The 14,910-nt window shown below is 73.2% G+C and carries 13 protein-coding genes; 6 read left to right on the forward strand and 7 right to left on the reverse strand.

Annotation, left to right across the window (positions count from 1 at the left end; translation table 11 throughout):
* Positions 1–4: 4 nt before the first annotated feature.
* Positions 5–1,687 (reverse strand): ABC transporter substrate-binding protein, encoded by a 1,683-nt coding sequence (locus ACIBPC_RS24365; protein WP_398847523.1) that lies wholly within the window; start codon positions 1,685–1,687, stop codon positions 5–7.
* 318 nt (positions 1,688–2,005) lie between these two features.
* On the opposite strand from ACIBPC_RS24365, the gene ACIBPC_RS24370 reads away from it, so the two are divergent.
* The 3 genes from ACIBPC_RS24370 to ACIBPC_RS24380 all read left to right on the forward strand — a co-directional run bounded on the left by ACIBPC_RS24370 (position 2,006) and on the right by ACIBPC_RS24380 (position 6,044).
* A complete protein-coding gene (locus tag ACIBPC_RS24370) occupies positions 2,006–3,283 on the forward strand; it encodes an ROK family transcriptional regulator (RefSeq protein ID WP_362959771.1) in 1,278 nt (425 codons plus the stop codon).
* Positions 3,284–3,559: 276 nt separating this feature from the next.
* Positions 3,560–4,765 (forward strand): cytochrome P450, encoded by a 1,206-nt coding sequence (locus tag ACIBPC_RS24375; protein ID WP_398847525.1) that lies wholly within the window; start codon positions 3,560–3,562, stop codon positions 4,763–4,765.
* 178 nt (positions 4,766–4,943) lie between these two features.
* Positions 4,944–6,044 (forward strand): type III polyketide synthase, encoded by a 1,101-nt coding sequence (locus ACIBPC_RS24380; protein ID WP_362959776.1) that lies wholly within the window; start codon positions 4,944–4,946, stop codon positions 6,042–6,044.
* Positions 6,045–6,047: 3 nt separating this feature from the next.
* On the opposite strand, the gene ACIBPC_RS24385 is transcribed toward ACIBPC_RS24380, so the two are convergent.
* From ACIBPC_RS24385 to ACIBPC_RS24395, 3 genes are all read right to left on the reverse strand, one after another.
* Complete coding sequence (locus ACIBPC_RS24385; protein ID WP_362959779.1) at positions 6,048–6,587, reverse strand: NUDIX domain-containing protein; 540 nt, start codon at positions 6,585–6,587, stop codon at positions 6,048–6,050.
* A gap of 86 nt (positions 6,588–6,673) precedes the next feature.
* Positions 6,674–7,450, reverse strand: coding sequence for an SAM-dependent methyltransferase (locus tag ACIBPC_RS24390; RefSeq protein WP_362960075.1), 777 nt, complete (start codon positions 7,448–7,450; stop codon positions 6,674–6,676).
* Between the two features lie 171 nt (positions 7,451–7,621).
* On the reverse strand, positions 7,622–8,815 hold the full coding sequence (locus ACIBPC_RS24395) for an NAD(P)-binding domain-containing protein (protein ID WP_398847528.1): 1,194 nt from the start codon (positions 8,813–8,815) through the stop codon (positions 7,622–7,624).
* Positions 8,816–8,884: 69 nt separating this feature from the next.
* On the opposite strand from ACIBPC_RS24395, the gene ACIBPC_RS24400 reads away from it, so the two are divergent.
* The gene (locus ACIBPC_RS24400; protein ID WP_398847530.1) at positions 8,885–9,301 is read left to right on the forward strand and encodes an HIT family protein; all 417 of its coding nucleotides are present in this window, start codon (positions 8,885–8,887) and stop codon (positions 9,299–9,301) included.
* Positions 9,302–9,305: 4 nt separating this feature from the next.
* Here ACIBPC_RS24400 and ACIBPC_RS24405 read toward each other — a convergent pair whose 3' ends face one another.
* The gene (locus ACIBPC_RS24405; protein WP_398847532.1) at positions 9,306–10,370 is read right to left on the reverse strand and encodes an ATP-dependent DNA ligase; all 1,065 of its coding nucleotides are present in this window, start codon (positions 10,368–10,370) and stop codon (positions 9,306–9,308) included.
* 86 nt (positions 10,371–10,456) lie between these two features.
* Between ACIBPC_RS24405 and ligD the strand changes: the two genes are divergently transcribed.
* Together ligD and ACIBPC_RS24415 are read left to right on the forward strand one after the other, a co-directional pair.
* Positions 10,457–11,473: a non-homologous end-joining DNA ligase gene (gene ligD, locus ACIBPC_RS24410; protein ID WP_398847534.1), complete on the forward strand. Its 1,017-nt coding sequence runs from the start codon at positions 10,457–10,459 to the stop codon at positions 11,471–11,473.
* Positions 11,474–11,594: 121 nt separating this feature from the next.
* Positions 11,595–12,620 (forward strand): porin PorA family protein, encoded by a 1,026-nt coding sequence (locus ACIBPC_RS24415; RefSeq protein WP_362959792.1) that lies wholly within the window; start codon positions 11,595–11,597, stop codon positions 12,618–12,620.
* Between the two features lie 48 nt (positions 12,621–12,668).
* Here the strand turns inward: ACIBPC_RS24415 and ACIBPC_RS24420 are convergent, their stop codons facing one another.
* Entirely contained in the window at positions 12,669–13,523 is an 855-nt protein-coding gene (locus ACIBPC_RS24420) for an SAM-dependent methyltransferase (RefSeq protein ID WP_398847536.1), read from the reverse strand.
* A 73-nt stretch (positions 13,524–13,596) separates the two neighbouring features.
* Positions 13,597–14,787, reverse strand: coding sequence for an 8-amino-7-oxononanoate synthase (locus tag ACIBPC_RS24425; protein ID WP_398847538.1), 1,191 nt, complete (start codon positions 14,785–14,787; stop codon positions 13,597–13,599).
* Between the last annotated feature and the right edge of the window lie 123 nt (positions 14,788–14,910).

Raw genomic sequence — 14,910 nt, forward strand, 5'->3', positions numbered from 1 at the left:
GACGTCACTCACCGTTGGGCGCGAGGCGGACGAAGATCTCCGCCTGGTCGGGGCGGCTCCAGATCGCGGGGAACGCGTACAGGTTCACGTTGGTGGGCCAGCCGCTGAACTTCTCCGCGTTGAACTCGGTGGTGGTGCCGTTGGTCAGGACGGGGATGTACGGCATCTCCTGCTCCAGGGCCTCCTGGATCGTGTCGTAGTACTGCGTCCGGTCCGGGCTGGAGGGCGCGAGCTGGCCGAGCTGGTCGATGGCCTCGTCCACCTCGGGGTTGGCGTACCGGGCGTAGTTCGTGGAGGAGGCGGTGCCGACCTCGGCGGTGTTCGCGCTGTGGAAGAAGTAGCTGTAGATGTAGTACGGGTCGGGGGCCGGGCCGGGGGCCAGCGAGTCGATCATCAGCTGGTAGTCGCCGGTGGCGCGGGAGTCCGCCATCTCGTTCCACGAGACCTGCTGCACCGTCAGCTCGATGCCGGCGGCGGCCACCTGCTCCGCCATCGTGTTCAGCGTGGTGATGTAGTCGTTCCAGCCCGCGACGACCGAGACGGTCATGGAGACGCGCTGGCCGTCCTTCTCGAAGACGCCGTCGTCGCCCCGGCTGTAGCCGGCGGACTCCAGCGCCTGCTCGGCCCGCGCGGTGTTGGGCGACATCGGCACGGTGCGGTTGGTCAGGCGGGCCGAGATGAAGGCGGCGTCGCGGTCCGGGAGCGCGAAGCCGGGCGACATGTCACCGGCGGTGTCCTGGAACGCGAGGGAGTTGATCTGCTCGCGGTCCATCGCGAAGTAGATCGCCTGGCGCACGGCCGGGTCGATCTGCGCGCCCTCGCAGCCCAGCTCCGCGTTCGAGCAGGCGTTGAGCACGATCTGGTTCATCGGGACGGTGATCGCCTTGTAACCCGGGTACTGGCGCTCGACGTTGGCGATGTCGGGGACCGGCCCGGTGTTCATGTCGATCTCACCGGCGGCCAGCGCGTCGGCGGCGGCCTGGTTGCCCGAGAGCGAGCGGTAGCGCACGTTCTTCAGCTCGGGCTCGCCGTCCCAGTACTCGGGGTTGGCGGTCAGGACGAACGACTGCGGCTTGAAGTCGCTCAGCGTGTAGGGGCCGGTGCCGACGGGCTCGGCGATCGGGTCGGTGACCGGGTCGGCTATCTGGCTCCAGATGTGCTCGGGCACGATGTAGGTCTTGCCGAGCAGCTGGGGGCCGTCCATGAAGGACGGCTCCTCGAAGGTGATCCGCACCTCGGTCGGGCTCACGACCTCGGTCTCGCCCGCGAAGCCGACCGCGTTCATCGCGGGCTGGGCGATCAGCATGTCGAAGGTGAACTTCACGTCGTCGGCCGTGAAGGGCTCGCCGTCGGACCAGGTCACGTCCTCGCGCAGGGTGATGGAGAGCTCGGTCCCCTCGTCGTTCCACGCGTACTCGGTGCCGAGCTTGGGCGCCGGCTCCGCCTGGGAGGCGATGTTGTAGAAGAACAGCGGCTCGAAGATGCTGCCCGGCCCCTCGATGAACGACTGGGAGAACGGGTTGAAGTTCGCGGTGTAGTCGGTGGCCTGTCCGGCGTAGACCACCAGGGTGTCGGAGGGGGTGGAGCCGCCGCCCCCGTCGGAACCGCCGCACCCGGACACGAGGAGGCCGACCGAAACCGCTCCGATCGCCGCCGTGCGCATCCGTCGCCTTACGTGCAGGGACATATTCGTTCCTCTCAGAGCCACGGTGGGCCTGCCCCACCGTTGGGGCATGGGCGGAGTCACCCAGGGGTATGTGATTGTTAAGCCGCCGAATTAACGAAGTCAACCCTCGCAAGACACGAACAGACAACGACACGCATGGAGTTGACTTTCGCTGTCCGCGACGGACCGGACACGGCGCGGCGAAAGTGACACGAACTCACCTCCACCGGTCAATCCCTCTGGCGCGAAGCTTCGTCAGGCAAATAAACTAAGCAACGCACAGCGTCACCACTCGCAACGCGGACGTTGCGAACTCCCGTGCACGATGCGGAGGAGCCAGTGAGCGGACCGGCGGGAGCCACCCCGCACGCCAGCAGCAGGGCAGCCGTCCTGGACGTCATCCGGGCCGCGGGCACCATCAGCCGGGTGGGCCTCGTCAACGCGACCGGTTTCACCGGCGCGACCATCTCCACCGTGGTGAGGCGCCTGATCGACGACGGCCTCGTCCTGGAGACCGGCCGCGCCGAGTCCACCGGCGGCAAACGCCGGGTGCTGCTCCAGCTCAACCAGTCCTCCCGGTTCGCCGTGGGCGTGCACCTCGACCACGCGGGCATCACCTACGTCCTCACCAACCTGGGGGGCTCGGTGGTGGCCCGGATGTCCCGGGCCGGCATCGGCACGGACGACCCGCCCGTCGTCGTCGCGAGGATGGCCACGGAGGCCGACGCCCTGATCGAGGGCGCGGGCATCGACCGCGGCAGGGTGCTGGGCCTCGGGCTCGTCGCCCCCGGGCCCATGAACCAGACGAGCGGCATGCGGCTCGTCCCGCCCGCCATGCGGCACTGGGACGACTTCCCGCTCGACCGCGAACTCCAGTCCGCCACCGGGCTGCCCGTCGTGCTCGACAACGACGCGACGGCCGCCGCGCTGGGCGAGCACTGGTCGGGCGACGTCGGGGGCACCTCGACCTTCGCGGCGGTCTACATGGGCACCGGCATCGGCGCCGGCCTGATGGTCAACGGCATCACCTTCCGCGGCGCGAGCGGCAACGCCGGGGAGATCGGCCACATCTGCCTCGACGTGGACGGCCCCGAGTGCTGGTGCGGCGCGCGCGGCTGCACCGAGGTGCTGGCGGGCCCCGGCGCGGTCGTCGAGGCCGCGCGCGCCGACCCGGCGGTGGCGCGCGCGGCGGGACTGGCCACGGGACCGGCCGAACGGCCCCGCCGCCTCGCCGACTTCGCGGCCGTCACCCGGGCCGCGCTGCGGGGCGAGCCCGGCGCCAGGACGCTCCTGGAGCGCTCGGCGCGGAACCTGGCGGTGGCCGCGCGCACGCTGGCCAACGTGATGGACCTGGAGCAGATGGTCCTCACCGGGCCGGGCCTCGCCATCGCCGGCTCCATCTACCTGCCGGTCGTCCAGGGCGAGCTGGACCGCGCGTTCTTCGCCCGCGCCACGCACGGCGTGACGGTGCGGCTGTCCCGGTCGGCGGCGACCGCGCCCGCCATCGGGGCGGCGGCGCTCGTCCTCCAGTCGGAACTGGTGCCGCTGCGCGAGGGCCTGCGGCTGCCGGACAACCTCGCCGACGCCGAGCCCGCCGCCCCGTCCGCGCACCGCTGACCGCGCGGCGGCCCGGCGCCGCGGCGCCCCCCTTCCGGGTGATCCGGTGGCGCGCGCCCCCGGCGGACCGACGCGCGGACGGGCGCGCGCGGACCGTCGCTGCCGCGAAAGGCGCCGGTCGAAGTCTCGGCAGCCGCAAGCCCGTTCGGCGCCGGTGTCCACTAAAGGGTTAATTGGCGCTCCCCCGCACATGACCCCGCGCGGAGGCGGGGACACATCGGTCGTCCAGGGGAAAGACGCCGGAACGCGGCGGTCCTCGACGATTGGAGCGCCGGAGTGGATACCTCCGACAAGGTATGGGCCTGTCCGTTCGACTTCGCGGACGGCCTTGAGTTCGACCCGTTGCTTCGGCAACTGATGACGGAGGCACCTGTCGCCCGCATCCGCATGTCCTACGGGGAGGGCGAGGCCTGGCTCGTCACCCGCTACGAGGACGTGCGCCTGGTGACGACCGACCGCAGGTTCAGCAGGGCGGCGGTGGCGGGACGCGACTTCCCGCGCATGACGCCCGCGCCGATCGTGCAGTCGGAGTCGATCAACCTGCTCGACCCGCCGGCCAGCAACCGGCTCAGGAGGCTGGTCTCCCAGGCGTTCACCGCGCCGAAGGTGGAGGCCATGAAGCCGAAGACACAGCGGATCGTCGACGCGCTGCTCTCCGGCCTGGAGGACCACGGCCCGCCCGCGGACCTCGTCAAGCACGTGTCGATGCAGCTGCCCCTGACGACCATCTGCGAAGTGCTCGACATCCCGGAGGCGGACCGGCCCGAACTGCGGCGCCGTGCCATCGCCATGATGTCCGTCGGCGCGACCACCAAGGAGGCGGCGGTCCGTGCCAAGGCGGAGCTGCGGGCGTACTTCGCGGACCTCACCCGGCGCCGCCGCGCGGAGCCGGGCGACGACCTGATCAGCTCGCTCGCCGTCGCCAAGGACGGCGACGACGTCCTCGGCGCGGACGAGCTGACCGTCATGGCCATGGTCCTGCTGATGACGGGGCACGACACCAGCACCTACCAGCTCAGCAACATCGTCTACACCCTCCTCACCCGGCCCGAGCAGCTCGCCAGGCTGCGCGCGGAGCCGGGGCTGCTGCCGCGGGCGCTGGAGGAGTTCCTCCGGTACATCCCGTTCCGCAAGGGCGTCGGCATCCCCCGGGTGGCCACGGAGGACGTGGAGGTCGGCGGCGTGCTGATCAGGAAGGGGGAGGCCGTCCACGTCTCCTACCTGGCCGCCAACCGGGACCCGGCGCGCTTCGAGCGGCCGGACGAGCTGGACATCGACCGGCCCGCGTCGCCGCACATGACGTTCGGCTGGGGCGCGCACCACTGCATCGGCGCCCCGCTGGCGCTGATGGAGCTGGAGCTGGCGATCGGGAGCCTGCTGGAACGGTTCCCGCGGCTCACGCTCGCCGTGCCGCCCGGGGAGGTCCGGTGGAACGACGAGTCGATCTGGCGCTACCCGTACGAGCTGCCGGTCACCTGGTGACCGGGCGGCACGTCCGCGCCCGCACCGCACCCACCGCCCGCAGCGCCCGTACTCCTGTCCATGCCCGCACCGCGGACGTCCGCGTCACCGGCGTCCGCGCCACCCGCACCACCGAACAGCCATCGATACCGCGGCGGCCACGCCCGTGAACGCCGAAGCAAGGGGAGGGGATCGAATCATGGCGACCCTGTGCAGACCGTCCATCGCCGTTCCTGAGCACATCCTCACTGTCGAGGAGACCCTGGAACTCGCCCGCACCATGCACGCCGACCACCCGCAGCTCGGCCTCGCGCTGCGGCTGATCGCGAACACGGGGGTCAAGACCCGGCACATCGTCCAGCCCATCGAGGAGACGCTGAAGCACCCGGGCTTCGAGGCGCGCAACAAGGTCTACGAGGCGGAGGCCAAGCGGCGCGTGCCGCAGGTCGTCTACGGGGCCCTGGACAACGCGGGCCTCGGCGTGCGCGACATCGACCTCATCGTCTACGTGTCGTGCACCGGCTTCATGATGCCGTCGATGACGGCCTGGCTGATCAACACGCTCGGCTTCCGCCCGGAGACCCGGCAGCTGCCCATCGCCCAGCTGGGCTGCGCCGCCGGCGGCGCGGCCATCAACAGGGCGCACGACTTCTGCCTGGCCTACCCGGACGCGAACGTGCTGATCGTCGCCTGCGAGTTCTGCTCGCTGTGCTACCAGCCGACCGACCTCGGCGTGGGGTCGCTGCTGTCCAACGGGCTGTTCGGCGACGCCGTCGCGGCGGCCGTCGTCCGCGGCCAGGGCGGCACGGGCGTGCGCCTGGAGCGCAACGGGTCGCACCTGGTGCCCGACACGGAGGACTGGATCTCGTACGCCGTGCGGGGCACCGGCTTCCACTTCCTGCTGGACAAGCGGGTGCCGACGACGATGAAGATGCTGGCCCCCGCGCTGCGGACGCTGGCCTCGCAGCACGACTGGGACATGGCGGGGCTCGACTTCCACATCGTCCACGCGGGCGGGCCCCGCATCCTCGACGACCTGTGCCACTTCCTCGGGGTCGCGCCGGAGATGTACCGCTACAGCAGGGCGACGCTCACCGAGCGGGGCAACATCGCGAGCTGCGTCGTGTTCGACGCGCTGGAGCGGCTGTTCGCCGACGGCGGCGCGGCCGAGGCGGCACGCGGTGTCATCGCGGGCTTCGGCCCGGGGATCACCGCGGAGATCTCGCTCGGTTCCTGGACCACGGCCCGGCAGACCGTGGGCGGCCAGGCCCGCAGGACCGAGCAGGCCGGGGTCGCCTGACGGTCAGCGCGCCGGGCTGCCGCTGTCCGCGTCGCGGACACGGTCGAAGTACGCCTCCACCACCGTGTCGTGGCCGGGGAAGGCCAGGGGGACGGGCTTGTCGAGCACGAGCCACTCGGTGGTCTCGTCGGTGGGGGCGGACTCCGGCAGGTCGGCGTGGTCCACGGGCGGCAGCAGGCCGTAGACGTTGACCGTGCGGTCGCCGCTGTGCACCTGGAAGAGGGTGACGCCGGCGGCGTCCGCGATCAGCCCGGTCTCCTCGCGCAGCTCGCGGACGACGGACTCCTGCCAGTTCTCGCCCAGCTCCATGTATCCGCCAGGCAGGGCAAGTTCGCCCCGGCAGGGCTCGATGTCGCGCCGGACGACGACGAGTCCGGTGCCGTGCGCCAGCCGGACCTGGAGCATGGCGACCGCGACGGGCAGCGGGTTGGCCCACTGCGTCTCGCCGCAGCCGGGGCAGTCGCGCGGCCACAGGGCGTCGGCCGCGTAGGCCGTGCCGCAGAAGGGGCAGTGGGAGATGGTCCTGCCGTAGGTGTAGGCCATGGGTGACCCGCCTTTCTCACGCTGGTGTCATGCTGTCATCGCGCCTGGTCGCGGCGCGGCAGGCCGGTGGCCCGCGACGACACGCGTCAGGGTTTCCGGCCCACACCGCCGAAGATGTCGAGCTCTTCTCCAGGCTCCGGCGTCCTGGTGCCGGGACGCCACTGCGAGCAGGGAACGAAACCCGGCTCGACCAAGTCGAGTCCGTCGAAGAAGACGCCCAGTTCCTCCGGGGACCTCAGGTGGTAGGGGACGGCGCCGCTCTCGTTGTACTCCTGCTGCGCGGCCACGCACGCCTTCGCGAAGACGTTGGTGCCGTCGCTCAGGACCAGGTGGCTGCCGGGCGCCACCGCGGCGACCAGCCGCCCGACGATGGCCCGCGCCTCCGCGTACGAGGCGACGTGGCCGAGGACCCCGCTGAGGATCAGGCCGACCGGCCGGGCCAGGTCGAGGGTGCGGGCGGCGGCGTCGAGGATGACGTCGGGCTGCCGCAGGTCGGCGTACACGTAGTCGGCGGCTCCGTCGGGGCCGCTGATCAGCAGGGCCCGCGCGTGGGCGAGGACGAGCGCGTCGTTGTCGACGTAGACGATGCGCGACTCGGGGGCGATGCGCTGCGCGATCTGGTGGGTGTTGTCGGCGGTGGGCAGGCCCGTCCCTATGTCGACGAACTGCCGTATGCCCGCCTCGGCGGCGAGGTGGTGGACGGCCCGGGTCAGGAAGCCGCGGGACGCTCTGACGAGCTGGGTGATGTCCGGGTACGTCGCGCGGTAGCGTTCTCCCGCGGCGCGGTCCACCTCGTAGTTGTCCTGGCCGCCCAGCCAGTAGTTCCAGATCCGCGCCGAGTGGGGCACCGAGATGTCGATCATGGGTGCTTCGTCGGTCACGGGGCATTTCTCCTGTACTGCTGTGCTGGGTGGTGCTCTGGCTCGGGTGACCGCGCGGATCGCCGTGCCGCGGAACCAGCCGTTGGCCCGTCCCACGGTGATCAATGACAGCACGGGATCATAGACGCCGCCTATCGCTTGGTCGATAAAACGTCATGAACGGATGAGGTCGGCCGCCGGGACATGCTGTGCGGCAGCGTACGGTGACGGTGCGTCACCGTTTCCGCCGGTCGCGCGGTCCCGCGACTCCCCCGGTTCCGCCCGGTGTTCCGCGGTCCGCCCGTGCGGCGCGGCGTCGTCGCCGGTCAGGGGCAGCAGGGCGTGGACGGCGGCCCGTCCGGCGCGGCTGGCGCCCACGGTGCTGGCGGACGGCCCGTAACCGACGAGGTGGACGCGCGGATCGCGGACGGCGCCCGTGCCGTCGAGCCTGATGCCGCCGCCGGGCTCGCGCAGGCCGAGCGGCGCGAGGTGGTCGACGGCCGCGCGGAAGCCGGTCGCCCACACGATCGTGTCGGCGGCGAGGGTGGTCCCGTCGTCCCACACCACGCCCTCGGGGACGATCCGGCGGAACATGGGCCGCCGCGCCAGCAGGCCGCGTTCCCGAGCCTCGCGCACGGCCTGCGTCATCACGAGGCCGGTGACCGACACCACGCTCTGCGGCGGCAGCCCGCGGCTCACGCGGTCGGCCACCAGCGCGACGACCGCCCTGCCCCGCTCCTCGTCGAACGGGGTGTCGCGGATGACGGGCGGCCTGCGGGTGACCCAGGTGGTCTCGGCGGCCGTGCCGGAGATCTCCAGCAGGTGCTGCACGGCGGAGGTGCCGCCCCCGACGACGATCACCCGGCGTCCCGCGAACGCCTCAGGGCCGGGGTAGGAAGCGGTGTGGAGCTGGCGGCCGGCGAACGACTCGCGGCCCGGCACGTACGGCCAGAACGGGCGGTCCCACGTCCCGGTCGCGTTGATCAGGCCGCGCGCGCTCCACTCCCCCGCCGACGAGGTGACGAGCAGCCGCCCGTCGCCGGTGTCGCGGACGGAGGAGACGTCCACGGGGCGCAGGACGCGCAGGCCGAAGGCGCGCTCGTAGGCGTCGAAGTACTCGCCGACGACCTCGGACGAGGGGCGGTCGGGGTCGGCGCCCGTCAGTTCCATGCCGGGCAGGGAGTGCATGCCGTGCAGGCCGCCGTAGGTCAGGGTGGGCCAGCGGTACTGCCAGGCGCCGCCTGGCCGCGGGGCGTGGTCGAGGACGACGAAGCCGGGTCCCGGCTCCAGGCCGTGGTGCCGCAGGTGGTGGGCGGCCGAGAGCCCGGACTGGCCCGCTCCGACGACGACGATCCGCGTGTGCTCCATGCCCGGTGAACGCTCCCGGCCGCCCGTGGCTTCCCGCGGCCGGGCGGCGGGGGCGGGAGACTGGGCGCCGTGGACTGTGTGTTCTGTGCGATCGCGGCGGGCGAGGCGCCCGCCCACCGGGTGTACGAGGACGGGGTGGCGGTGGCGTTCCTGGACACCAGGCCGCTGTTCCCCGGCCACACGCTGGTCGTGCCCAGGCGGCACGTGGAGACGCTGACGGATCTGGCGGAGGGGGACGTCGGGCCGTACTTCTCGCGTGTGCGGCGGCTGGCGCTGGCGGTGGAGCGCGGGATGGGGGCGGACGGGTCGTTCGTCGCGGAGAACAACCGGGTGAGCCAGTCCGTGCCGCACCTGCACGTCCATGTGGTGCCGCGCCGCCGCAAGGACGGGCTGCGGGGGTTCTTCTGGCCGCGGGGGCGGTACGCGGACGAGGCGGAGGCGGCGGCGGTCGCCGCGCGCGTGCGGGAGGCCGCCGTGGAGCGGTGAGCCCTCAGCCGGGCGGGGGTGTGAGGACGTCGGCCAGGTCGAAGCGCATGGGCTGCTCCAGCTGCTCGTAGGTGCAGCTGTCCGGTGTGCGGTCGGGCCGCCAGCGGCGGAAGCGCGCGGTGTGGCGGAACCGGTCGCCCTGCATGTGGTCGTACGCCACCTCGCACACCCGCTCGGGACGCAGCGGGACCCACGACAGGTCCTTGCCGCCGCTCCAGCGGCTGGGGGCGCCTGGCACGCGGGTCGCGCCGTCCCCGGCGTGCCCGCCGGCCCAGGGGTGTCCGGCGGGGTCGTCCAGCACGAGCGGCGCCAGCTCGTCCATCAGCTCGCGGCGGCGGCGCATGGGGAACGCGGCGCAGACCCCGACGTGCTGGAGGGTGCCCGCGCCGTCGTGGAGGCCGAGCAGCAGCGAGCCGACGACGGGGCCGCTCTTGTGGTGCCGCAGGCCCGCGACCACGCAGTCGGCGGTGCGCTCGTGCTTGATCTTGAGCATCACCCGTTCGCCCGGGTGGTAGCGCAGGTCGGGGGCCTTGGCGACGATGCCGTCGAGCCCGGCGCCCTCGTAGCGGCCGTACCAGTCGCGCGCCGTCTCCAGGTCGCGGGTGGCGGGGGCCAGGTGGAGCGGCGGGCGGGCGCCGCGCAGGGCGTCGGTGAGGGCGGCGCGGCGCTCGTCCAGCGGCGTGTCGAGGAGGGCGTCGCCGCCGAGGGCGAGCAGGTCGAAGGCGACGAACGCGGCGGGTGTGCGCTCGGCGAGCTGCCGGACGCGGGAGGCGGCGGGGTGGATGCGTTCCTGGAGCGCGTCGAAGTCGAGGCGGCCCCGGTGGACGACGACGATCTCGCCGTCGACGACGCAGCGGGGCGGGAGCGCGGCGCGCAGCCCCTCCACCAGCTCGGGGAAGTAGCGGTTCAGCGGCTTGGTCGTGCGGCTGGCGATCTCCAGCTCGTCGCCGTCGCGGAAGACGAGGGCGCGGAAGCCGTCCCACTTGGCCTCGTAGTGCAGTCCCGGCGGGATGTCGGCGACGGGCTTGGCGAGCATCGGGGCGAGGGGCGGCAGCACCGGCAGATCCATGCCCGGATTATCCGCGATTGTCCGCGTGGGCGGGGAGCCGCGCGGTCCGGCGGGCGCGTCCGGGCGGGCCGTCCTACGGTGGCGGCATGGCGGACGCGATGCAGCTCGACGTCGGCGGCCGGACCGTCCGGCTGTCGCATCCGGACCGGGTGTACTTCCCGGAGCGCGGCTTCACCAAGCTGGACCTCGCCCGGTACTACATCGCGGTCGGCGACGGCGTGGTGCGGGCGCTGCGCGGGCGGCCGACGACGCTGGAGCGCTACCCCGAGGGCGTGACGGGCGAGTCGTTCTTCCAGAAGCGGGCGCCGAAGAACCTGCCGTCGTGGATCCCGACCGGCAGGATCGCCTTCCCCAGCGGGCGGTACGCGGACGAGATCTGCCCGGACGAGACGGCGGCCGTCGTGTGGGCGGCGAACCTGGGATGCCTCACGTTCCACCCGTGGCCGGTGCGGCGCGACGACACCGAGCACCCGGACGAGCTGCGCATCGACCTCGACCCGCAGCCGGGCACGGACTACGCGGACGCGGTGCGCACGGCGCTCGACCTGCGGGAGGTGCTCGACGGCCTCGGGCTGCGGGGCTGGCCGAAGACGTCGGGCGGGCGGGGGCTGCACGTGTTCGTGCCGATCGCGCCGCGCTGGACGTTCCCGCAGGTGCGGCGGGCGGCGATCGCCATCGGGCGCGAACTGGAGCGGCGCGCGCCCGACCGTGTCACGACGGCCTGGTGGAAGGAGGAGCGGGGGGAGCGGATCTTCGTGGACTACAACCAGACGGCGCGCGACCGTACCGTGGCGAGCGCGTACTCGGTGCGGCCCACGCCCCGGGCGACCGTCTCCGCGCCGCTGCGCTGGGACGAGGTGCCCGACGCGCGGCCCGGGGACTTCGACCTGGCGTCGATGCCCGGCCGGTTCGCCGAAGTGGGCGACGTGCACGCGGACATGGATGGCGAGGCGTTCGTCCTCGACGCGGCGCTCGACCTCGCCGCGCGGGACGAGCGCGAGCACGGCCTGGGTGACCTGCCCTATCCGCCGGAGCATCCGAAGGCGGCGGGCGAGCCGGCGCGCGTGCAGCCGAGCAGGGCGAGACGGCCCCGGAAGGCCTGAAGGTCACAGCCCTGTATGTACTGATGAACGAATGGTCGGACTTATTGACGTCACCTCCGGTCAACTCTAAGTTGACTCAGCCGTCGTACACCGCTGTACGTTCGCGCTCGGGAGGGTAACCATGCGTACCAGCAGCTGGATTCTGTCCGGCGTCGCCGTCTTGCTCGTGGCGGCGTCGGCCGTGGTCCGACTGATGATCTATCCGGCGGTCCACCAGCTGCCGTCGGACACGGACAGCGTCTTCGAGTACACCGGCACGGCCTCGACGCTCAACGCCGCCGCGCTGGAGTCGGGCGACCTGGCGAACGCGCTGCTCACCGACGTACCGGTGACGCTCGACCGGCACGTACAGGTGATCGACACGGACGGCGGGACCGCCGTGATCAGCGACGAGGTCGTCATGACCGGGCCGAACGACACGCAGCTGTCGGCGACTTCGCACCGCTGGTCCGTGGACCGCACCGACCTGGAGGACCGCCCCGCCCCCCAGGACTCGGGGGCCGAGCTGCACCAGGGCCTGGTGATCTCCTGGCCGCTCGAACCGGAGGAGCGCGACTACACCTTCTGGGACCCGACCACGGCCACCGAGGCCCCCGCCGTCTACGACAGGACGGAGGACGTCGAGGGACGTGAGGCGTACGTCTACACCATCGACGCCGCCGGTCCGCTCGGCGACCCGTCGATCATCGAGAACCTGCCGACCGCGCTGCCCCGCGACGTGCTGGCCGGCCTCGCCGAGACGCTCCCCGCCGAGCAGCGGCCCGACCCGGCGGGCCTGGCCCAGCTGCCCGAGACGGTCCCGCTGACCTACGCGGCGACCACCCAGCGCGTGGCGTGGATCGACTCGGGGACCGGCGCGGTGCTCAACGGCTCGCTCCAGCAGACGATCGTCGCGCAGACCGAGGGCCCCGGCGGCCCGGTGACGCTCGCGCCCGTCAGCTCGATGTCGGTCGAGGGCACCCCTGAGGGCATCGCGGAGCGCGCGGACGACGCCGACTCGAACGGGCGGGCCCTGTGGCTGGTCGGCTTCCTGCTGCCGGTGGGCCTGCTGGTCCTCGCGGTGCTGCTCGCCGCGTTCGTGATCTGGCGCGAGATCAGGGCGCGGCGCGGCGCGGGTGCCGGGCGGGAGCCCGCCGCGGCGGTCTGACGCACGGCGCGCCGCGCGAGGCGGGCGGGGTGGCACCGCCGCAAGCCCTCAGGGCTTGCGGGCCACCCCGCCCGCCTGTCCGATGTCCTCGGGCTGGTCGCCCGACGGCGCGATGTCGGGCCGCCAGCGCGGGACCTGGACGACGCCAGGCGGGACGAGTTCAAGGCCGTCGAAGAACCCGGCGATCTCGTCCATCGGCCGCAGGCGGTAGGGGATGGCGCCCGAGGCGTTGTACTCGCCCTGCGCGCGGACGTACACGGGGTCGGTGTCGGTGCCCTCGTTGAGCGAGAGGTAACTGCCGGACGGCAGGCCCGCCATGAGGCGCCGCACGATGTCCCGCGCCTCCCCGTACGTCGCGACGTGCCCCAGGATGCCGCTCAGGATCAGGCCGACCGGCCGGTCGAGGTCGAGCGTCCCGGCGGCGTGCGCGAGGATGTCCTCGGGCTCCTGGAGGTCGGCCTCGATGTACCGGGTGACGCCCTCGGACGTCGAGCTGAGCAGCGCGTGGGCGTGCAGCAGGACGAGCGGGTCGTTGTCCACGTACACGACGCGTGACTCGGGGGCGACGCGCTGGGCGATCTGGTGGGTGTTGTCGACGGTCGGCAGGCCGGTGCCCACGTCGAGGAACTGCCGGAGCCCCGCGTCCTGCGTGAGGTAGCGGATGGAGCGGGCGAGGAAGGCGCGGGAGGCGCGCGCGATGTCCACGATGCCGGGGAACGAGCGGCAGTACGCGTCGCCCGCGGCGCGGTCCACCTCGTAGTTGTCGGTACCGCCGAGCCAGTAGTTCCAGATGCGGGCGGAGTGCGGCACGCTCTGGTCGATCTTGGACACGGGTTCGGACCGGGGGGCCGCCGCGTCGTCGGCGGCGGCGGCGGGGTCGGAGTCGTCAGCGGCGTCGGTCATGGCCTCAGCTCCTGCGGTGCGTCCTGCAAAGCCGTGCCCACAACGTAGCGCACCACGCCCTGGGCGCACGGGATCAACCGCCGTCGCGCGCGGAGCCGGGCGCCAGCGAGACGACGGTCCGCACCGCCGTGGCGACCTGGGCGTCCGTCAGGTCCGCGCGGGCGGTCAGCCGCAGCCTCGCCACGCCGTCCGGGACCGAGGGCGGCCGGAAGCAGCCGACGGCGACACCCGCGGCGCGGCACCGTTCGGCCCATGCGACGGCCGCGTCGGGCGACGGGGCGCGCACGGACACCACGGCCGCGTCGGGGCGCACCGCCGTCAGGCCCGCCGCCGTCAGCCCGCCGTGCAGGGCGGCGGCCACCGCGCGGGTGCGCGCGGGGCGGTCGGGCTCGCGGCGCAGGACGCGCAGGGCGGCCAGCGCCGCTCCGGTGGCGGCGGGGGCGAGTCCGGTGTCGAAGATGAACGTGCGGGCCGCGTTGACCAGGTGCGCGACGACCCGGGCCGGGCCGAGGACGGCGCCGCCCTGGCTGCCGAGCGCCTTCGAGAGGGTGACGGTCGCGACGACGTCGGGCGCGCCCGCGAGCCCGGCGGCGGCCGTGGCGCCGCGCCCGCCGTCGCCGATCACGCCGAGGCCGTGGGCGTCGTCGAGCACCAGCGCGGCGCCGTGCTCGCGGCAGACGGCGGCGAGCGGGCCGAGCGGCGCGGCGTCGCCGTCCACGGAGAAGACGGTGTCGCTCACGGCGAGGGTGCGTCCCGGATAGCCGGTCAGGGCCTTGCCGAACGCGGCGGGGTCGGCGTGCGGCACGACGGTGACGGCGGCGCGGGACAGGCGGCAGCCGTCGATCAGCGACGCGTGGTTGCCCGCGTCGGAGACGACGAGGGTGCCGCGCCCGGCGAGCGCGGTGAGGACGGCGAGGTTGGCGGCGTACCCGGAGGCGAACACGAGGGCGGCCTCGAAGCCGCAGAAGGCGGCGAGTTCCGCCTCCAGGCGCGCGTGCAGGGCGGTGCTGCCGGTGACGAGGCGGGAGCCGCCCGCCCCGGCGCCCCACCGGTGGGCGGCCTCGGCGGCGGCGGCCGTGACCTCGGGGTGGCGGCTGAGGCCGAGGTAGTCGTTGCCCGCGAGGTCGAGGAACGCGGCGTCCGCCGCGCGGGGGCGCAGGACACGGGTGAGCCCGGCGCGGCGGCGGGTCTCGGCGGCCGTGTCGAGCCAGGCGAAGACCCGCCGCGGGTCCGCGCCGTCGTCCGGCGTGCGGTCGTCCGGCATCATGGCCTCCCGGCACGGGTGACTACCGGGCGGGGCGCGCGCCGGTTGTGGAGTGCATATACCGGTTGTGGAATGCATATAAAAGATAGTGGCCCGCGCCGCTCGGTGACAGGCCGTCACGGA

The organism is Streptomyces sp. NPDC049879 (genome assembly GCF_044461265.1).
Lineage (GTDB): Bacteria > Actinomycetota > Actinomycetes > Streptomycetales > Streptomycetaceae > Streptomyces.